Annotated in this window: 20 protein-coding genes; 11 read left to right on the top strand and 9 right to left on the bottom strand. The window is 73.9% G+C overall.

Features of this window, described 5'->3' with window-relative positions; genetic code table 11:
- Positions 1 to 13: 13 nt before the first annotated feature.
- Positions 14 to 1,486: a polyprenol phosphomannose-dependent alpha 1,6 mannosyltransferase MptB gene (gene mptB, locus ACIQKA_RS01620; RefSeq protein WP_402539629.1), complete on the bottom strand. Its 1,473-nt coding sequence runs from the start codon at positions 1,484 to 1,486 to the stop codon at positions 14 to 16.
- A gap of 120 nt (positions 1,487 to 1,606) precedes the next feature.
- Between mptB and ACIQKA_RS01615 the strand changes: the two genes are divergently transcribed.
- From ACIQKA_RS01615 to ACIQKA_RS01605, 3 genes are all read left to right on the top strand, one after another.
- Entirely contained in the window at positions 1,607 to 2,818 is a 1,212-nt protein-coding gene (locus ACIQKA_RS01615) for a pyridoxal phosphate-dependent aminotransferase (protein ID WP_109185273.1), read from the top strand.
- A 78-nt stretch (positions 2,819 to 2,896) separates the two neighbouring features.
- Positions 2,897 to 3,295, top strand: a complete 399-nt coding sequence (locus tag ACIQKA_RS01610) for a hypothetical protein (RefSeq protein ID WP_383149897.1) — start codon at positions 2,897 to 2,899, stop codon at positions 3,293 to 3,295.
- A 168-nt stretch (positions 3,296 to 3,463) separates the two neighbouring features.
- Positions 3,464 to 3,703 carry a hypothetical protein gene (locus ACIQKA_RS01605; protein ID WP_402539628.1) on the top strand — a complete coding sequence of 80 codons (240 nt, stop codon included), beginning with the start codon at positions 3,464 to 3,466 and terminating at the stop codon, positions 3,701 to 3,703.
- A 129-nt stretch (positions 3,704 to 3,832) separates the two neighbouring features.
- On the opposite strand, the gene ACIQKA_RS01600 is transcribed toward ACIQKA_RS01605, so the two are convergent.
- Positions 3,833 to 5,656, bottom strand: a complete 1,824-nt coding sequence (locus ACIQKA_RS01600) for a phosphoenolpyruvate carboxykinase (GTP) (RefSeq protein ID WP_383149893.1) — start codon at positions 5,654 to 5,656, stop codon at positions 3,833 to 3,835.
- Positions 5,657 to 5,851: 195 nt separating this feature from the next.
- On the opposite strand from ACIQKA_RS01600, the gene ACIQKA_RS01595 reads away from it, so the two are divergent.
- Together ACIQKA_RS01595 and ACIQKA_RS01590 are read left to right on the top strand one after the other, a co-directional pair.
- Positions 5,852 to 6,538 carry a hemolysin III family protein gene (locus tag ACIQKA_RS01595; RefSeq protein WP_383149891.1) on the top strand — a complete coding sequence of 229 codons (687 nt, stop codon included), beginning with the start codon at positions 5,852 to 5,854 and terminating at the stop codon, positions 6,536 to 6,538.
- A 17-nt stretch (positions 6,539 to 6,555) separates the two neighbouring features.
- Positions 6,556 to 7,170 carry a TetR family transcriptional regulator gene (locus ACIQKA_RS01590; RefSeq protein WP_383149889.1) on the top strand — a complete coding sequence of 205 codons (615 nt, stop codon included), beginning with the start codon at positions 6,556 to 6,558 and terminating at the stop codon, positions 7,168 to 7,170.
- Here the strand turns inward: ACIQKA_RS01590 and ACIQKA_RS01585 are convergent.
- From ACIQKA_RS01585 to ACIQKA_RS01575, 3 genes are read right to left on the bottom strand one after another with little or no spacing between them, the layout of a single operon-like run.
- Positions 7,136 to 8,143 (bottom strand): glycosyl hydrolase, encoded by a 1,008-nt coding sequence (locus tag ACIQKA_RS01585; protein ID WP_391093369.1) that lies wholly within the window; start codon positions 8,141 to 8,143, stop codon positions 7,136 to 7,138. The genes ACIQKA_RS01590 and ACIQKA_RS01585 overlap by 35 nt on opposite strands.
- 1 nt (position 8,144) lies before the next feature.
- On the bottom strand, positions 8,145 to 8,792 hold the full coding sequence (locus ACIQKA_RS01580) for a vitamin K epoxide reductase family protein (RefSeq protein WP_383149885.1): 648 nt from the start codon (positions 8,790 to 8,792) through the stop codon (positions 8,145 to 8,147).
- Positions 8,793 to 8,839: 47 nt separating this feature from the next.
- Positions 8,840 to 9,343, bottom strand: coding sequence for a DUF5949 family protein (locus tag ACIQKA_RS01575; RefSeq protein ID WP_402539627.1), 504 nt, complete (start codon positions 9,341 to 9,343; stop codon positions 8,840 to 8,842).
- Between the two features lie 172 nt (positions 9,344 to 9,515).
- Here ACIQKA_RS01575 and ACIQKA_RS01570 point away from each other — a divergent pair, with 172 nt between their 5' ends.
- Both ACIQKA_RS01570 and ACIQKA_RS01565 read left to right on the top strand, forming a co-directional pair.
- Positions 9,516 to 9,923: a tyrosinase family oxidase copper chaperone gene (locus tag ACIQKA_RS01570; protein WP_402539625.1), complete on the top strand. Its 408-nt coding sequence runs from the start codon at positions 9,516 to 9,518 to the stop codon at positions 9,921 to 9,923.
- A complete protein-coding gene (locus ACIQKA_RS01565; protein ID WP_383149879.1) occupies positions 9,907 to 10,773 on the top strand; it encodes a tyrosinase family protein in 867 nt (288 codons plus the stop codon). The genes ACIQKA_RS01570 and ACIQKA_RS01565 overlap by 17 nt, the downstream gene beginning before the upstream one ends.
- Before the next feature lie 79 nt (positions 10,774 to 10,852).
- Here ACIQKA_RS01565 and ACIQKA_RS01560 read toward each other — a convergent pair whose 3' ends face one another.
- Together ACIQKA_RS01560 and ACIQKA_RS01555 are read right to left on the bottom strand one after the other, a co-directional pair.
- The gene (locus ACIQKA_RS01560) at positions 10,853 to 11,134 is read right to left on the bottom strand and encodes a chaplin (protein WP_383149877.1); all 282 of its coding nucleotides are present in this window, start codon (positions 11,132 to 11,134) and stop codon (positions 10,853 to 10,855) included.
- Between the two features lie 303 nt (positions 11,135 to 11,437).
- A complete protein-coding gene (locus tag ACIQKA_RS01555) occupies positions 11,438 to 11,983 on the bottom strand; it encodes a hypothetical protein (RefSeq protein WP_402539623.1) in 546 nt (181 codons plus the stop codon).
- A gap of 171 nt (positions 11,984 to 12,154) precedes the next feature.
- Between ACIQKA_RS01555 and ACIQKA_RS01550 the strand changes: the two genes are divergently transcribed.
- Complete coding sequence (locus ACIQKA_RS01550) at positions 12,155 to 12,652, top strand: hypothetical protein (protein ID WP_390107648.1); 498 nt, start codon at positions 12,155 to 12,157, stop codon at positions 12,650 to 12,652.
- Between the two features lie 522 nt (positions 12,653 to 13,174).
- Here the strand turns inward: ACIQKA_RS01550 and ACIQKA_RS01545 are convergent.
- Together ACIQKA_RS01545 and ACIQKA_RS01540 are read right to left on the bottom strand one after the other, a co-directional pair.
- The gene (locus ACIQKA_RS01545; protein WP_062752491.1) at positions 13,175 to 13,456 is read right to left on the bottom strand and encodes a hypothetical protein; all 282 of its coding nucleotides are present in this window, start codon (positions 13,454 to 13,456) and stop codon (positions 13,175 to 13,177) included.
- Positions 13,457 to 13,906: 450 nt separating this feature from the next.
- Positions 13,907 to 14,146, bottom strand: coding sequence for a chaplin (locus ACIQKA_RS01540; protein WP_383150049.1), 240 nt, complete (start codon positions 14,144 to 14,146; stop codon positions 13,907 to 13,909).
- 452 nt (positions 14,147 to 14,598) lie between these two features.
- Here ACIQKA_RS01540 and ACIQKA_RS01535 point away from each other — a divergent pair, with 452 nt between their 5' ends.
- From ACIQKA_RS01535 to ACIQKA_RS01525, 3 genes are read left to right on the top strand one after another with little or no spacing between them, the layout of a single operon-like run.
- A complete protein-coding gene (locus ACIQKA_RS01535) occupies positions 14,599 to 15,735 on the top strand; it encodes a glycosyltransferase (protein WP_383149871.1) in 1,137 nt (378 codons plus the stop codon).
- Positions 15,732 to 17,195: an exopolysaccharide biosynthesis polyprenyl glycosylphosphotransferase gene (locus ACIQKA_RS01530; protein WP_402539621.1), complete on the top strand. Its 1,464-nt coding sequence runs from the start codon at positions 15,732 to 15,734 to the stop codon at positions 17,193 to 17,195. Before ACIQKA_RS01535 ends, ACIQKA_RS01530 begins: the two co-directional genes overlap by 4 nt.
- A 2-nt stretch (positions 17,196 to 17,197) precedes the next feature.
- Positions 17,198 to 18,529: an O-antigen ligase family protein gene (locus tag ACIQKA_RS01525; RefSeq protein WP_402539620.1), complete on the top strand. Its 1,332-nt coding sequence runs from the start codon at positions 17,198 to 17,200 to the stop codon at positions 18,527 to 18,529.
- Positions 18,530 to 18,651 lie beyond the last annotated feature (122 nt).

Below are 18,651 nucleotides of genomic sequence, written 5' to 3'. Positions count from 1 at the left end.
CGCGGCCCCGTCCCTACCGCCCGGCGCGCACGGGTTCGGCGTCCTCCGCGGCGCCGGCCCGCCACGGCTCCCGCCGCGCCCGTAGCAGCCCGAGCGCGGCCACGAGCGCCGCCGCCGCGAACCCGTACCACGGCGTCCGCCCCGACGGCGCCGTCTCGTACACGAGGGCCGCCGAAAGAACCGCGAGGACCTGCCCCGCCCGGCCGTACCACGCCACCGACGCGACGACGGCCGTCCCCCACAGCAGGTACCAGGGCTGGACCATCGGAGAGAGCGCGACGAGGGCCACCAGGGAGAGGCCGAGGCCGAGGACCGGGTCGAGGAGCCCCCGCCACGAGCGCCACGCGAGGACCGCGATCAGGACGAGCGCGGCGGCGAGGCCCAGCTTCTGCACGGCGTCCTTGACCGGGTCGGGGTCGTCCGCGAGGAGCAGCCCGAGCCCGAGCCCGAGGTCGCTGGTGACGGACAGGGCGGTGTGGATGCTCCCGGCGACGCTCTGCGTCCGCAGCCACCCGAACCCGGTCCCGGCGAGCAGCGTCGCCCCGGCCGCCACGGCCCCCGCGACGGCCCCGGGCAGGACGAGGCCCTTCGCCAGGGCCCGCGCGCCGCCCCCGGCCCGGCGGGCGACCACCACCCCGATGAAGAGCAGGGCGACCGCCGCCGGGGACTTCACCATCACGGCGAGGCCGACGAGGACGCTGCCGAGCACCCACCGGCCGCGCGTCGCGAGCAGGACGCCGCCGAGGACGAGTGCGGTCATCAGGCCGTCGTTGTGGGTGCCGCCGACGACGTGGATCAGGAAGAGCGGGTTGAGGACGGCCAGCCAGAGCGCGCCCGCCCGGCCGCCGGGCCCGCCGCCGAGCCCCCGGACGGCCCACACGGCGAGCGCGAGCGCGCCGAGGGCGATCAGGCGCATGCCGAGGACGGCGGGCACGACCGCGCCGCCGGTGAGCTTCACGACCGCCGCCGCGAGGAGCAGGAAGGCGGGGCCGTACGGGGCGGGGGTGTCGGTCCAGTGCCCGCCGACGCTCGCCGCCGCCTCGGCGCCGAGGTCGCCGGGGCCGAGGACGGAGGGCCCGGCGCCGTACACGTCGTGCCCTTCGAGGACCATCGCGCCCTGGGCGACGTAGCTGTAGACGTCCGCGCTGTACAGCGGCGGGACGAGGAGCAGCGGCACGGTCCAGCAGACGAGCGTGGCGAGGACCCCGCCCCGCGCGTCCCGGCCTCCGGCCGCCCGGTCCCCGGACGGCCCGCCGCCCGCGTCCCGGCCCAGCAGCACCCCGTACCGCCACCACGCCGCGACGAGCAGGGTCAGGCCGAGGTACGCGAGGAGAGCCCCGGCGACGGCGGGCGCCGTGCCGTGCCGCTCCCACAGGCCCCAGCCGCCGCGCACCGGCAGCGTCCCGGCGAACCAGCCGCCCACGGCGACGGCGAGCGACCCGCCCGCACCCAGCCACCGGCATCCGGAGGCACTGAAAACCCACATGGCGTGCCAACCTATCCGGCCCCGTCGTACGGCGGCGCGCCCGGCCCCCGGCCCGCCCGCCCTCCCCGACGTGGCCCAAAACACGGAGCGTCCCGGCCGCCCCGGCCGTAAGCTCTCGTCATGCAGGTGATCCAGTCCACGAAGCTCGCCAACGTCTGTTACGAAATCCGGGGTCCGGTGCTCGAAGAGGCGATGCGGCTCGAAGCCGCGGGTCATCGCATCCTCAAGCTCAACACGGGCAACCCGGCCGCGTTCGGCTTCGAGTGCCCGCCCGCCATCCTGGAAGACGTGCTGCGCAACCTGGCCGACGCGCACGGCTACGGGGACGCGAAGGGGCTGCTCTCGGCCCGCCGGGCGATCATGAGCCACTACGAGACCAAGGGCATCCCGCTCTCCGTCGAGGACGTCTACCTCGGCAACGGCGTCTCCGAGCTGATCCAGATGGCGATGCAGGCGCTCCTCGACGACGGCGACGAGGTCCTCGTCCCGGCCCCGGACTATCCGCTGTGGACGGCCTCGGTGTCGCTGGCGGGCGGCACGGCCGTGCACTACCGCTGCGACGAGCAGGCCGACTGGATGCCGGACCTCGCGGACATCGAGCGGAAGATCACCGACCGCACCAAGGCGATCGTGATCATCAACCCGAACAATCCGACGGGCGCCGTCTACGACGACGAGATGCTGCGCTCCCTGACGGAGATCGCCCGCCGGCACGGCCTGGTCGTCTGCTCGGACGAGATCTACGACAAGATCCTCTACGACGGCACCACGCACACCCCGACCGCGGCCATCGCGCCCGACCTGCTCTGCCTCACCTTCAACGGGATGAGCAAGAACTACCGGGTGGCCGGCTTCCGCTCCGGCTGGCTCGCGGTCTGCGGCCCGAAGCACCACGCGTCCTCGTACATCGAGGGCCTGACGATCCTCGCCAACATGCGCCTGTGCGCGAACATGCCGGCGCAGCACGCGGTGGCCGCCGCCCTCCAGGGCCGGCAGTCGATAGAGGACCTCGTCCTGCCGGGCGGGCGGCTCCTGGAGCAGCGGGACACGGCGTACGAGCTGCTCACGCAGATCCCGGGCGTGACGTGCGTGAAGCCGAAGGGGGCGCTGTACCTCTTCCCGCGGCTCGATCCGAACGTCTACAAGATCAAGGACGACCGGCAGATGGTCCTGGACCTGCTGCGGGCCGAGAAGATCATGGTGGTGCACGGGACGGGCTTCAACTGGCACGAGCCGGACCACTTCCGGATCGTGACGCTCCCGGCGGCGGCGGACCTGGCGGACGCGGTGACGCGGATCGGGCGGTTCCTGGACGGCTACGGCCAGCCGTAGCCGTCCCGCGCCGGACACGAATCAACTTTAGACTGAATCTAAGCTAGGATGGCTCCAGAGCACTGAGGAGGCCGTCCCATGTACGAACCGATCCGCACCAAGTCGGTCCACCGGATGGCCGACGACGACCACGACGCGTATCCGCACCGCTCCCGCGAGGAGGAGCTGGACATCCAGCTCGCCGGACACCTCGCGGCCCTGCTCGCCGTCACCGACGAGCTGGGCGACACGGAGGCCGGCGAGCTCGTCGCCCGGCAGGTGGCGCGGCTGCGCGGCGCACCGCCCGCACGGCACGCCGCCCTGAGCGGCGCGTCCGCGCGGGAGCTGCACGGCAAGGCGCACGCCCTCGCGGGCCGCGCCCTGGTCGTCGCCGCCTCCCGGGCCGACACGACCGTCGCGATCCTCGCCGCCGGGCGGATGGACGCGCACGCCGCGGCACTGGCCGGGGAACCCACCCTGGCGGTCGCCGCCCCCTGACGGCCCCGGTCCGCGCGGCACGAACCGCGCGGACCGGGCGCCAACCACTCCCCTTCCGGGCGAGGGCCCGCGGCACCGGCCCCTCCGGTTCGGTACCGGGATGGCCCCTTCACCCCCCGTCCACCCGGCCCGCCCCGGAACGCGGGTTTCCGCGAGCACGCTTCCCGCGTGAGACGCATCCCGGGAATCGTCCTCGCCGTCCTGCTCCTCGGCGGCGTGGCCGCCGTCCTTGTGACGGGCGGCGACGGGGACACGGGCACGGCGGCGAAGACCGTGCGGGGAGTCGTCGGGCGCCAGCTGGCCGCGCCGCGCGAGGAGGCGGCCGGGATCGCCGCCGCGCTCCAGGAGGCGGAGGAGGTCCGGCAGCGGACGCACACCCGCTGTCCGGAGGACCGGGGGCGCGGCTGACCGGGCGCATGCGCCGGCCCCCGGAGCCTGAGGGGGCTCCGGGGGCCGGGCGGATCGTGGTGGGCCGTCGTGACCCCACTGGTCAGGGCGGAATTTCGGGGCAACCCACCACGAGTTCGGGGTGCGGGATCAGCCCAGGCGCTCGACCAGCGCGCGGTGCTCGTCCCACAGCTCCTTCGGCGTGTGGTCGCCGAAGGTGTTGAGGTGGTCGGGGACGAGGGCGGCCTCCTCGCGCCACACGTCGCGGTCGACCTTGAGGAGGAACTCCAGGTCCTCGGCCGGCAGGTCCAGGCCGTCGGTGTCGAGGGACTCCGGGGTCGGCAGGATGCCGATCGGGGTCTCGACGCCCTCGGCCTTGCCGTCGAGGCGCTCGACGATCCACTTGAGGACGCGGCTGTTCTCGCCGAAGCCGGGCCAGACGAACTTGCCGGCGTCGTTCTTGCGGAACCAGTTCACGTAGTAGATCTTCGGCAGCTTCGCCGCGTCGGCGCCGGCGCCGACCTTGACCCAGTGGGCCATGTAGTCGCCCATGTTGTAGCCGCAGAAGGGCAGCATGGCGAAGGGGTCGCGGCGCAGCTCGCCGACCTTGCCCTCGGCGGCGGCGGTCTTCTCGGAGGCGACGTTGGCACCGAGGAAGACGCCGTGGTTCCAGTCGAAGGACTCGGTGACCAGCGGGACGGCGGAGGCGCGGCGGCCGCCGAAGAGGATGGCCGAGATCGGCACGCCCTTCGGGTCCTCCCACTCCGGCGCGATGGTCGGGCACTGTCCGGCGGGGACGGTGAAGCGGGCGTTGGGGTGGGCGGCGGGCGTCCCGGACGCGGGCGTCCAGTCGTTGCCCTTCCAGTCCGTGAGGTGGGCCGGGGCCTCCTCGGTCATGCCCTCCCACCACACGTCGCCGTCGTCGGTGAGGGCGACGTTGGTGAAGACGGAGTTGCCCCAGAGGGTCTTCATGGCGTTGGCGTTGGTGTGCTCGCCGGTGCCGGGCGCGACGCCGAAGAATCCGGCCTCGGGGTTGATGGCGTAGAGCCGCCCGTCCTCGCCGAAGCGCATCCAGGCGATGTCGTCGCCGATGGTCTCGACGGTCCAGCCGGGGATCGTGGGCTCCAGCATGGCGAGGTTGGTCTTGCCGCAGGCCGAGGGGAAGGCGGCGGCGACGTACTTCGACCCGCCCTGCGGCGGGGTGAGCTTGAGGATCAGCATGTGCTCGGCGAGCCAGCCCTCGTCGCGGGCCATGACGGAGGCGATGCGGAGCGCGTAGCACTTCTTGCCCAGCAGGGCGTTGCCGCCGTAGCCGGAGCCGTACGACCAGATCTCGCGGGTCTCGGGGAAGTGCGAGATGTACTTGGTGGAGTTGCAGGGCCACGGCACGTCCTGCTCGCCCTCCGCGAGGGGGGCGCCGAGGGTGTGGACGGCCTTGACGAAGAAGCCGTCGGTGCCGAGCTCGTCGAGGACGGCCTGTCCCATGCGGGTCATGGTGCGCATGGAGACGGCGACGTACGCGGAGTCGGTGATCTCGACGCCGATGGCGGAGAGCGGGGAGCCGACGGGGCCCATGCAGAAGGGCACGACGTACATGGTGCGGCCGCGCATCGAGCCGCGGAAGATGCCGTCCTCACCCGCGAAGACGTCCTTCATCTCCGCCGGGGCCTTCCAGTGGTTGGTCGGGCCCGCGTCCTCCTCCTTCTCGGAGCAGATGAAGGTGCGGTCCTCGACGCGTGCCACGTCGGAGGGATCGGAGGCGGCGTAGTAGGAGTTCGGGCGCTTGACCGGGTCGAGCTTCTTGAAGGTCCCCTTGGCGACGAGCTCCTCGCACAGGCGCTCGTACTCGGCCTCGGAACCGTCGCACCAGACGATGGTGTCCGGCTGGGTGATCTCGGCGATCTCGTTCACCCAGGAGACGAGCTCCTGGTGCTGGGTGGGGACGGTGGTGGGAGCCGCGTTGTCGCGCGCCACGATTGCTCCTTTTGAGGGGTTTTCAGATGTTTGCCCCGTGGGGGCCGCGACCCGGATGCTTCGTAGCTTGCTCATCCGGTGCCGACCGCACTCATTTGATCATCCGATGGAACCGCCCATATGTCCAGAGGGCCGCACATGTGAGCATCGCCACTCGCATTCGGGACCTACGGGCCCGTAGGTACGATTCCGTACATGACTGCAGCTACCCCGGAAGTGACCCCGGACGACCCCGCCCCGGTGCTCCCGCTGAAGCCCATGCTGAGAGGCTGGCTGCACGCGGGCATGTTCCCCGCCGTGATCGTCGCGGGCCTGGTCCTGGTCGCCCTCTCGGACTCCCCCCGCGCCCGCGTCGCCTGCGGGATCTACGTCCTCACCGCGTGCCTGCTCTTCGGCATCAGCGCGCTCTACCACCGCGGCACCTGGGGCCCGCGCGGCGAGGCCGTGCTCCGGCGCCTCGACCACGCCAACATCTTCCTGATCATCGCGGGCACCTACACCCCGCTCACCCTGCTGCTGCTCCCCGACTCCACGGCGAAGCCGCTCATGTGGGCGGTCTGGGCGGCGGCCCTCGCGGGCATCGCCTTCCGCGTCTTCTGGGTCGGCGCGCCCCGCTGGCTCTACACGCCCTGCTACATCGCGATGGGCTGGGCCGCGGTCTTCTTCCTGCCCGACTTCCTGCGCGCGGGCGGCATCGCCGTCCTCGTCCTGGTCGTCGTCGGAGGCCTGCTCTACAGCGCGGGCGGGATCATCTACGGCATCAAGCGCCCGAACCCGTCGCCGCGTTGGTTCGGCTTCCACGAGGTCTTCCACACGCTGACCCTGGCGGCCTTCATCGTCCACTACGTCGGCATCTCGCTGGTCGCGTACCAACACGCCTGACCTGTGAGAATGGCGGCATGGCCGCCGACGTCCCCGCCCGCCCCAGCCTCCGCGAACGCAAGAAGGCGAAGACCCGCGCGGCGATCCGGAGGGCCACCTACCGGCTCGCCGCCGAGGGCGGCTGGGAGTCCGCCACCACCGACCGGATCGCGGCGGCGGCCGAGGTCTCCCCCTCGACCGTCGCCCGCTACTTCCCGGTCCGCGAGGACATCCTCCTCACCGGCGAGGACGACGCCCTCCTCGAAGCCCGGCTGCGCGCCCGCCCCGCCGGCGAGGACCCCCTGGAGTCCCTGCGCGCGGTCCTCCTCGACGCGGTCCGCACCGCCCTCGCCGAGGAACCGGAGGAGACCGGGCTGCGCGCCCGCCTCATGGTCGAGATCCCCGCCGTGCGCGCCCGCCTCACCGACACCACCGCCGAGACCGGCCGCCGCCTCGCCCGCGCCCTCGCCGACCGCACCGGCCGCGCCCCCGACGCCCTGGAGGTCCGCGTCTTCACCGCGGCCGTCCTCGGCGCCCTCCGCGAGACCGCCGCCCACTGGGCCGAACACGGCCGCGCCGACGACCTCGTGGCCCTCCTCGACCGCGCCCTCGACACCCTCAGGGGCGGCCCGGCGCTCCCAGCACCTCCCTGACCACCCGCGCCGACTCCGGGTTGTCCGCGCACTCCCACACCCCGTGCGGGCAGTAGTCCGTCACCGTCTGGTAGACCGGCCGGTGCACGGCGAACCAGTCGAGCATCCCCCGGACGTACGCCGGGTTGTCGCCGTTGCGGAAGAGGCCCCACTCCGGGTACGAGACGGGCTTGCCGTGCTCCGCCGCGAACCGGACGTGGTGGGCGAGGCCGTACTCCTCGTTCACCTGGCCCTCGAAGGAGAGGCCCTCGGGCTGGTCGTAGGCGTCCATGCCGATGACGTCGACGACGTCGTCCCCGGGATAGCAGAGCGGCCACGGCACGGCGTCGCGCCCCCGGCTCGGCGTGAAGTCGAAGCGGAACCGCTGCCCCGGCACGGCCCGCAGCACCTCCACCGTCCGCCGCCAGTACGCCTTCCACGCCTCCGGGTCGGGCCCGCAGCGGTGGCTGTACGTGGTGCCGTTCATCTCCCAGCCCAGGACCAGGACCGCGTCGTCGAGCCGGTGCTCCACCAGCCGCTCCCCCAGGGCCCGGAAGTGCCCGTCGAACGCGCCCGCCGCGCCCCGCCGCAGGCCCTCCCGCACCTCGGCGTCGGGCAGGCCCTCCTCGCTGCGGTCGAGCAGCGGCACGTTGAGCACGAAGAGCCGTCCGGGCCGCTGCTCCTTCCAGCGGGCCCACGGCCCGAAGAGCGCCGGGTGCCCCTCGATGTTGGACCAGCGGTCCCCCGGCAGGTACGTGTGCCCGACGGTCAGCGCCGTGCCGCCGAGCCACTGCCGCACCTGGGCGATCCGGCGCACCCCGGCCTCGTCGGAGCCGGTGAAGAACCCCGAGGGCACCCCCTGCGGGGGCCGCTCCCCGGCGGGCCGGCCGTCGGGCGCGAGCCGGTCGTGCGGCAGGAGGAGGACGAGAACGGCCGCGAGCAGCACGATCGGTGCGGCTCGCGGCCGGAAGGACGTCGGGGAGGGACGGCTCACGTCAGCTCGTCCAGAAGTCCCACCACCGGGTCAGGATCAGCATCCCGACGATCCCGAGGTGCAGGAGGGGCGGCGCGAAGGAGAACTCGCCGAAGAAGGTCCGCACCCCCGCCGGCGCGGGCAGCGTCCCGGTCCGGACGTTGTGCGCGGTGACGGACCAGAACATCAGGATCGTCGCGGTCCAGGCAAGGCAGCACCACAGGCAGAGCGCGTTGATCTCGTACAGCGACTGGTGCATCAGCCAGGTGCAGAAGCCGACCCCGAAGAGCGTCCCGGCGTTCAGGCCGAGCCAGAACCAGCCCCGGTAACGGGCCCCGGCGAGCAGCCCGGCGCCGATCGCGACGACGACGGCGTACGTGACGAGCCCGAGCATCGGGTTGGGGAACCCGAACACCGCCGCCTGCTCGCTCTTCATGACGCTGCCGCAGGAGACCACCGGGTTCAGGCTGCACCCCGGGGTGAAGCCGGGGTCCTCCAGGAGCAGGAACTTGTCGAGCGTGATCACCCAGCCGGCCAGGACGCCCGCCGCGCCGGTGGCCACCAGGAGCCAGGCGAGGCCCCGGCCCGCCCCGACCGGTCCGCCGGGCTCCCGGGCGCCCTCCCGCCGCCGCTGGCCCGGCACTCCGCCCCGTACGTCCACCGTCGCCATGGCGCGACCCCTCTTCCCGGTTCTTCCCGCTCTTCCGCCCGGCCCGTTCAGCCCTGGATGCGGCGGGCCGGCAGCAGTACGTGGGCGCTCTCCGCGAGCATCTCCTCGTCCGACACGAAGGCCCGCAGCCGCGCCTCGTCGACGGGCCGGCCGGGGACCGCCTCGGGCCAGGGCCGCACCGAGCAGATCAGATAGGCCTTGCCGCTCTCGCGGGCGGCCGCCTGCCACTCGTCGGGCACCGGGCACTGCACCTTCAGGAAGGGCAGGCTGAGCACGGCCGAGCCGCCCTCGACGAGCAGCGAGGCGTTGATCCCGGTGTCCTTCTCCAGGTCGAAGAGCCGGTCGCCGACCGAGAGGCCCATGGCCTCCAGGGCCGCCCGCATCGCCTGCTGACCGGCCTCCGGGCCGTCCCGGCCGTCACCGAGCGAGTACGCCATGAGGAACGGCGTGCCCGCCGACTCGGCGGAGGGCTCGCTGGACCACGGGATCACCGTGAGGGTTCCCAGCGGAGAGGCGCTGCGCGCCGAGGACACGACGTTGGAAGTGGTCATGAATCGGATGCTAGTGCTCCAACCACCCTTTCTCCGCGTCCCTTTCACCCGAACGGCCGACATTCACGCCACTGGCATTTCCGCCGCAACGAACCCGGGTTTTCATCGTTGTGCCCTGAAGGCCCCCCTCCCCGCGGCGGGGGACCTCCGGCCGACCGACTGGAGATCACCGATGACCGTCCCGCGCCGCGTCGCACTGCGGTCCCTCTTCGCCCTGGCCTTCACCGGCGGCGCCCTCGGCCGCGTCGCGCTCCGCGCCCCGGACGGAGGGCCGGACGCCGGGCACGCCGACGACCCGCACGCCTTCGACGAGGTATACGGGGGCCGCCGCCTCCTGGGCCTCTCCGGCCCCGGCGGCGAGCCGACGGCCTTCGTCGACGGCCGGCCGCTGCACCTGATGCGCTGCGCCGACGGCGGCTACGTCACTCCGATCGACCACTACGAGTCCTGCCCGACGCCGCTGGCGGCGGTCCGCGCGGCCGTGGACGAGCTGGGCACCGCCCCGCTCTCCCCGCTCGCGGGCGCCCACGGCGTCCCCACGGGCCCTACGGGAGGGAGTCCGCGTGGTGTACACGCGTAAGAACCAGCGCGACCTGACCGGCGCCGAGCGCCGCAAGTTCGTCGCCGCCGTCCTGGAGCTCAAGCGCGCCGGGACGTACGACCGCTTCGTCCGCACCCACATCGACTACTACGTGGCCGACGGGGAGGGCAGGCTGCGGGTCGCGCACATGACGCCGAGCTTCCTGCCGTGGCACCGGAAGTTCCTGCTGGAGTTCGAGACGGCGCTGCGCCGGATCGACCCCACGGTGAGCGTCCCGTACTGGGACTGGACCCGGGACAACAGCCCGGCCTCGTCGATCTGGGGCGAGGACTTCATGGGCGGCAACGGGCGCCGGTCCGACCTCCAGGTGATGACCGGCCCGTTCGCCCACTCCTCCGGCCGCTGGAACGTCACCCAGTCGATGACCGAGGGCCGCTTCCTGACCAGGGACTTCGGGCGCCCCCGCGACCCGATCACACTCCCCACCCAGGCCCAGCTGGAGGAGGTGATGAGGGAACGGGTGTACGACGTGACGCCCTGGAACTCGACGAGCCCCTCCGGCTTCCGCAACCGCCTGGAGGGCTGGGCGTCGGGGCAGGGCAACGACCGCTTCCGGATCCACAACCGGGTGCACCGCTGGGTCGGCGGGCTGATGCTCGGCGGCGGCTCCGTGAACGACCCGGTCTTCTGGCTGCACCACGCCTTCGTGGACCTGGTCTGGTCGCGCTGGCAGCAGCGGAACCCCGGGGCCGCCTACCTCCCGGCGGAGCCGCCGCCGCTGGGCGACGGGCAGTACCGCAAGGTGGTCGCCCGGCACCAGCCGATGGCGCCGTGGGGGGTGACCCCGGCCTCGATGTTCGACCACGGCCGGATCTACCGGTACGCCTGAGCCGCCGCGCGCGGGCCCGCACGCACGTGTCCCCCCGGCCTGGTCGGGCCGGGGGGACACGGGTGGGGAGCGGGGGGGATCAGCCGCCGTAGCCGCCGTCGTCCTCGCGGTCCTCGTCGCCGTCGGCGTTGATGCAGGTGTTGCCGAAGGCCGGGTTCAGCAGGCCGATGACGTTGACGGTGTTGCCGCAGAGGTTGACCGGGACGTGGACCGGGACCTGGAGGACGTTGCCGGAGGCGACACCGGGCGAGTGGGCGGCGACGGCCTCGGCGCCCGAGTCGGCGACGGCCAGGCCGGCTCCGCTGAGGGCAACGGCACCCGTGCCGGCGATGACAGCGGCAGCCTTCGCGATGCGAGACATCAAGAACTCCTTGGACGGGGAAAGCGACCGCAGGAATCACGGTCGTCATGCCGGTTCAACGCCGGGCGGAGGTGCGGGTCACGGCCATTGGGCCGAACGAGAAGAAGGAAAAAAGAAAAAATGGCCCGCGGACCGGAATTCCGTCCGTCGTCGGATACGACGGGAAGGGTCCGGTCCCCGGGCCTCGGCCATGCGACGAGCCTTCTCCTGCAACGACCGACGGCCCGCCGGGGTGACGGGTGACGGGTGGCGGGGTGAAGGGCGGCGGGCCGAGGGCGGCGGGTGACGGGAAGAATCGTCCCTTCACCCGCTCCGGCGACCGGTCGCCCGTTCCGTTCGGTGCCCTTCGGGCGCCAGGCCGAGCCGGGAGTCCAGGGCGCCGCTCAGCGTCGGGGCGAGCAGGCCGACGCGGGGCGGGACGAGGCCCGGCAGCCCGTCGAGGCCATTGCCGCGGGGCGCCTCCACCGGGTTGCCGACGGTGGCGCCCGGGGTGGCCGCCGCCATCTCGGAGTGCGGGGTGGTGAGGAGGGCGTGGCCGGGCTCGCCGCCGCGCAGGAGCTCGGGCAGCGGGGCGTCCACCACGGTCTTCGGCAGGGTGCCGGCCAGCGGCACGGCGGGCAGGGTGACGCCGGGCAGCGTGCCGGTGCCCTCCTGGAAGCCGGTGGGGGCGCCGGGCACCGGGACGGGGACGCCGGTGGCCACCGTGGGGGCGTCCATGGGGAGGACGGGTTCGAGGCCTTCGAGCGGGACGATCACCGGCGCCTCGACGGCGGAGGCCTGCGCGGCCAGGGCGGCGGAGGCGAGTGCGGTCACGAGGAGACCCGTGCCGGCGTGGGAGCGCAGATTCATGTTCTGACAACGAGGCCTGCGGGGGAACGTGGCGGGTCTCCCCTGGGTGCGGCAACGCGCGGGGCCCCCACCGGTGAGGGTGGGGGCCCCGGTTGACGCGGTGTCCGTGCGGAGGGTCAGTGACGGCGCGCGAACCGTCGTCCGGCACGGGCGTAGACCACGGCACCGCCGATGACGAGCGCGGCGCTGACCGCGGCCGCCCCCATGAGCGCGGGCTCGCTACCGGTCTCGGGGAGCTGCGGCGGAGTGGTGGGGGGCTTCGTCGGCGGCGTCGTGGGAGGCGTCGTCGGCGGAGTCGTCGTGGGCGGGGCGGTCGTCGGCGGAGTCGTCGGCGGGGTGGTGGGAGGCGTCGTCGGCGGCTTTGTCGGCGGAGTGGTCGGAGGCTTGGTCGGCGGAGTCGTCGGCGGCTTGGTCGGCGGCGTGGTCGGCGGCTTCGTCGGAGGGGTGGTGGGGGGCGTGGTGGGAGGCGTCGTCGGCGGCGTCGTGGGGGGTGTCGTCGGCGGAGTGGTCGGCGGCGTCGTGGGAGGCGTCGTGGGAGGCGTCGTCGGCGGCGTCGTGGGAGGCGTCGTCGGCGGCGTCGTGGGAGGCGTCGTCGGCGGCGTCGTCGGCGGAGTGGTCGGAGGGGTGGTCGGCGGCTTCGTCGGCGGGTGCGAGGGCTCCTCGCCGTAGCCGCCGTCGTCCCCGCCGTAGCCGCCGTCGTCGTGGCCGTAGCCGTCGTCCTGGCCTCCCGCGTGGCCGCAGAGGTGCCCGACGGCCGCCGCCGCGGCGGCGCCCTTCTCCGCGATCCGGCCGCAGACGTCCGCCGTCAGGGGAGCCTGGACGTGGCCGGCCGCACCCGGGCCCGGTCCTTCGCCCGCGCCCGGGTGGGAGCTCGCGGCAAGGGCGAATCCGCCGCTCAGCGACAGGATTCCGGTCGCTGCCGCCGCGGTGAGTACTTTCCTGCTGATGATGGACCGCATACCGCTCTTCCTCTGAGAAAAGGAGAGGCCGACGAAACTCCCCCCTCGCTCCGACCGGCCTGGTACCCACCGACGTGCGCGTGGGACTTGGCGAGAGAGTAGGAGCCGGAGCGGGGCATGGAGCATGGGCCACACGGCAGATCATCTGAAAATCATTCGATCAGCCGACCGTGGGGAACGGGGCGCGAAGGCCTCGGGGAATGCCCCTGGGGACACCCGTACCGACGGGGAATCAGCCGCCCAGCGGAAGGCCGCCGGCGAGCGGGAGGCCGCCGAGCAGCGAGCCGCCCTTGGTGGCCTCGTTGAGCTGGGACGCCGTGTCCGTGACGGTCTTCACCGGGGAGCCCTCCGTGGTGCTGCTCAGCACGTCGGTCTTCAGACCGTTGGCGGCGATCGCCTCCAGGCCGCCGTTCAGGCTGGTGGGGGTGAGCGCCTCCGTGGCCATGGCGGGCGCGGCGGCACCCAGGGCCATCAGCGAACCGGCGACGACCGCGGCGACCTTGGTGGGCTTCATGGGGTGAATCCTTCCTCTGGCTTTCAAGTCACTTCCCGTACGGGCTTCTTGGACGAATCCCGTACGCCGTTCTGCTTCTGTAACGAGAAGTGCGCTTCCCGGAAACTCCGGGAGGAAGGATTTCTCGACACTGCACCCGATCGATGAGACCGGTGTTATTTGCCGACCGCACACGCGTTCCCCCGCCCCGCGGGCCGGCCGCCCGTCACCCGGAGGGGCCTGCACCCATAGCCCTCCGCAGTCGGAGAACTACTGAGCGCCACGCACCCGTTCGGGTGAATCCACCCTCCCGCCCTGTCCCGGAGAGGGGCGTGCGCCGTTGCACCGGGCGGCGCGCACCCGTGCGCCGGAGCGGGTTCCGACCCCGTGACGACATGGAAAAAGCCGGTGCGCCCGTCCCTGGCGGGAGCGGGCGCACCGACCTCGAAAGGACCGATCGGGCGTGCCGGATCAGACGTTGGCGCAGGTGTTGCCGAAGGCGGGGTTCAGCAGGCCGACGACGTTCACGGTGTTGCCGCAGACGTTGACCGGGATGTGGACCGGGATCTGCGCGATGTTGCCGGAGAGGACGCCGGGGGAGTGCACGGCCGCGGCCTCGGCACCGGCGTCGGCGACGGCGGCACCCGCGGTACCGGCGACGGCGGCGGCGGCACCCATGGTCAGGACAACGGCCTTGGCGATACGGGACATGGAGAAGTACTCCTCGATCGAATTCATACGGATCGGACTGCGCGGACCGGCGGGCCCGACTCCTTCAACAACGCCTCCGATTTCCATCGGTTGCTCTCCCGAACGGGTGACTCGCGACCGGCCTGTGGGCCGAAAGAGGGGCACGGGAGCGTCCGGACGCAGAATGGCGCAACACGCACAACGACGAACGGGCCACATGGATACGGGAGTTAGCGTTGCCGGGCATCTAATGCTTACTATCGCCCCGCTTCGGGGTTATAACTTTCCCGAACGTTGCTTCCGGGCCGGCCGCGCGTTCACCCATTTCGTGCGGACGACACCTTCCCCCCTCCCGGCCTTCGCGGGTCTTCCCTTCCTTCTCTCATCAAAGCGGAGAACCTGTATGCGGAATTCAGCGGTTCTTGCCGTGCCCCGCGGCACGTCGGCCGCCCGGGCGGACGTGCGGCGCTGACGTGTTGTCACCACGCGACACGGACCCGGGGTCCGTCACCGTCCTGCACGCGGTCCAGCCCGGCGACGGCGGGGTCGCCCGCGTCGTCACCGACCTCGTCCGCGCCCAGCGCGCCGCCGGCCTGCGGGTCGCGGTCGCCTGCCCGCCCGGCACCGTCCTGTCCGCCGCCGCCCGCGCCGAGGGGGCGGAGGTCCACGACTGGCGGGCCGGCCGCGACCCGGGGCCCGGGCTCGTCCGCGAGACCGCCTCCCTGGCCCGGCTCGTCCGCGCGGTCGGGCCCGACCTGGTCCACGCGCACAGCGCCAAGGCGGGGCTGTGCGCCCGGCTCGTCCTGCGGGGCCGGATCCCGACGGTGTACCAGCCGCACGCCTGGTCGTTCGAGGCCGTCCGGGGGACGACCGCCGCGCTGGCCCGGCGCTGGGAGCGGTTCGGCGCCCGCTGGACGGACCGGATCCTCTGCGTGAGCGAGGCCGAGCGCCGCACCGGCGAGGCGGCCGGGGTCGAGGCGGACTGGTCGGTCGTCCACAACGGCGTGGACACGGCCCGGTTCGCGAACGACGGCCCGCCCCGCAACCCGGCCCCCACGGTCGTCTGCGTGGGCCGGCTCTGCCGCCAGAAGGGACAGGACGTGCTGCTCGCCGCCTGGCCCGCCGTCCTCGCCGAGGTGCCCGCGGCCCGGCTCGTCCTGGTCGGCGACGGCCCGGACGCGGAGGGGCTGCGGGCCGCCGCCGGCCCCTCGGTGCGGTTCGCCGGGACCGTCGGGGACACCGCCCCCTGGTACCGGGCCGCCGACGTGGTCGTCCTGCCGTCCCGCTGGGAGGGCATGGCGCTCGCGCCCCTGGAGGCCATGGCGAGCGGCCGGCCCGTCGTCGTCAGCGACGTGGACGGGGCCCGGGAGAGCCTGCCGCCCGCCCACGAACCCCTGTGCCTGGTCCCGCCCGAGGACCCGGCCGCGCTCGCCGCCGCCCTCGGCCGCCTCCTCGGCAGGCCGGAGCTGCGGCACCGCCTGGGCCGGGAGGCCCACGAGCACGTACTCAGCAGTTTCGATGTCCGGCGCACCGGCGCGGCCGTCGCGGACCTCTACCGCGAGCTGGCCGGAGTGCGGGGGGCCGAGCACAGAGAGCCGATCGCACAGTGACCACGGAAAGCACCAGCGTCCCCTCCTCGCCGGGCCCCTGGCCCGCCGCGGGCCAGGCCTTCGGCCTCGCCTCCCTCGCGCCGCCCCGCGGCACCCCCGGCCGCCTCCCGGTGCCGCGCCACCGCCGTCCCGGCCCCCGGCCCCGCCGGCGGGCCGGCGCGGCGCCGCTCGTGGCGGCCGACGGCCTGGCCGTCGTCGCGGCCGCCTCGGTCCTGAGCGCGGCGCACCACGACGCCCGGCTCGTCCTGCCGGTCCTGGCGCTCGTCCTGCTCCTCGACGGGCACGCCGGGCTCTACCGGCCCGCCGCGCACGTCCGGGCCCTGGACGAGCTGCCCGCGCTCGCCTCCCGCGCCGGGGTCGTCTGGTGCCTGGCGGCGGCGGGCGTCGCCGCGCACTCCCCGCACCTGGCGATCGGACCGCTGCGGCTCTGCGCCGCGTACGCCGTCCACGTCCTCCTCGTCTGCGCGGTCCGCGCCCTCGTCGTCGGCCGGCGCCGCCGGGTCGCGAAGGCGCACCCGCGGTCGGCGCTGGTCGTCGGCGGGACGGGGGACGCGCGCCGGTTCGCGGCGGCGGCCGTCCAGCACCCCGAGTACGGGGTGCTGCCGGTCGGGATCGTCGGCGTGCCCGAGCAGGGCGGCGCCCCCCGGGCGGCCGGCGAGTCCGGTCTCCCGGTGCTCGCCACGACCGAGGAGATCCACCGGGCCGTCATCCAGAACACCGTGCGCGACGCGGTGTTCCTCGACGACGACCCGGACCTGGTGACGCTCTTCCAGCAGTACGGCTGCACGACCTGGCGGGTCGGCGGCCGGCACCAGGACGGGCCGATGGGCGAGCACATGTGGGGGCACGCCTGGCACCGGATCGTGCCGCTGGACGAGCGGCGCGGCCTGGCCGCCAAGCGCGCCCTGGACATCACCCTCGCCGCTCCCGCGCTGGTGCTCGCGCTGCCCGTGCTGCTGCTCTGCGCGCTCGCCGTGCGCCTCTCGGACGGCCCCGGGGTCCTGTTCCGGCAGGAGCGGGTGGGCCAGTACGGGCGCCACTTCACGCTGCTCAAGTTCCGCACGCTCCGGCCCTCGGACGACACCGAGTCGGCGACCCGCTGGAACGTGGCGGGCGACCGGCGGATGAGCGTGGCCGGGAGCCTCCTGCGGAAGACCTCGCTGGACGAGCTGCCGCAGCTCTGGAACGTGCTGCGCGGGGACATGAGCCTGGTCGGGCCCCGGCCGGAACGCCCGTACTTCGTCGCCCAGTTCAGCAAGATCCACGCCGGTTACGCGGCCCGCCACCGGATGCCGGTGGGGCTCACCGGGCTCGCCCAGGTGCACGGGCTGCGCGGCGACACCTCGATCGAGGACCGCTGCCGCTTCGACAACCACTACATCGACCACTGGTCGCTGTGGCAGGACGTCTGCATCCTGCTGCGCACCGCCGCCGAGCTCGTCCGACCCACGGGGAGCTGAGGATGGCCACGGCCGCGACGTCACCCGTGGTCGGCCCGGCGGCGCGGGACCGGCTCCGCAGGGCCGGGGCGCTCGCCCCGGTCCTCGCCGTGATCGCGCTGCTGCTCGTCCCGGGCGGCGGCGGCGCGCAGGGCGGCACCGGCGGGACGGGCACGGTCGCGGACGCGGCCTCCGGGCTCCTCGTGCTGGTCTGCCTGGTGCGGGTGGCGCGCGGCGGGACCCGGCCGCTGACCCGTACGGCGGCCGTCGTCCTCGGCCTCCCGGTCCTCGGGATCTGCCTGGCCGCGATCACCTCGAACGACCCGGCGTCGAGCCTGCCGGGCGTCGCCCGCTACGTGCAGGTCTTCGTGCTGGTCCCGGCGGCCGTGCTCCTGACGGTCCGCGACCGGCGGGACTTCGCCGTGGTCGCCTGGGCCCTCGTCGGGCTCGCGCTGCTCCAGGGCGCGGTGGGCGTCGGCCAGTACCTGACCGGCACGGGCGCCTCGTACCAGGGCGAGGACGTCCGGGCCGTCGGCACGTTCGGGGCCACCGACGTGATGGGCATGGCGACCGTCGTCTCGTACGGGCTCGTCGTCGTCACCGGGATCGCGCTCGGCAGCGGTCCGGGGCGGGCCCGGACGGCGGCCCTGGTCTGCGCGGGGCTGCTGTTCCTCCCGCTGGTCCTCTCCTTCAGCCGGGGCGCGTGGATCGCGACCGTGGTCGCCTGCGCGCTCCAGCTGCTCCTGGCGGGGCCGCGCCGGGCGGTGCGGGCCGGGCTGGCGGCGGGGGCGCTCGGCGTGGTCCTCGTCGGCGGTCTCGGGATCGGCTCGGACATGGTGGAGGAACGGGTCGCCAGCATCACGCGGGTGACGGCGGCGCCGGACCGGTCGGTGACGGACCGGTACACGATGTGGGCGGCGGCCGGGGAGATGTGGCGCGCGGAGCCGCTCACCGGCGTCGGTCTGAAGGGCTTCCCGCAGTACCGCGACGCGCACGCCTCGGTCGCGCTGTCCTCGGGCAGCGACACGGCGGGCGCGGGCGCGGTCTTCCAGCGGCAGCCGCTGCTCTCCCCGCACAACATGTACCTGCTCGTCCTGAGCGAGCAGGGGCTCGTGGGGCTGCTCGCCCTGGCGGGGAGCTGGACGGCGCTCCTGGTGGGCGCGCTGCGGCGGCGCGGCGGCGCGGGCCCCGGGTCCGGCTCCGGCGCGGACTGCGCGCTCGTCGCGACGGGCCTGCTGGTCTGGCAGCTCACCGACTTCTTCTACGCGGACATCGGCGGCCCCTCGACGGTCCTGATGTCGGTCGTGCTCGGCCTGGCGGCCTGGTGGTCGCTGGTGGGGGCGAGACGTGCGTGACCCGTGGGCCGGGGAACCGGGCCCCACGGACGCGGGGCGGCCCGCGGACCCGCCGCGGTCCGACGGGCGGCGCCCGGCGCCCCGGCCGCCTCGCGGCACCCCGCCGGCCGACCCCTGGTCGA

Source organism: Streptomyces sp. NPDC092045 (assembly GCF_044756005.1).
Taxonomy (GTDB): Bacteria; Actinomycetota; Actinomycetes; order Streptomycetales; family Streptomycetaceae; genus Streptomyces.
Note: the sequence above shows the minus strand (reverse complement) of the source record. Positions and strands in the feature narration are given on the sequence as shown.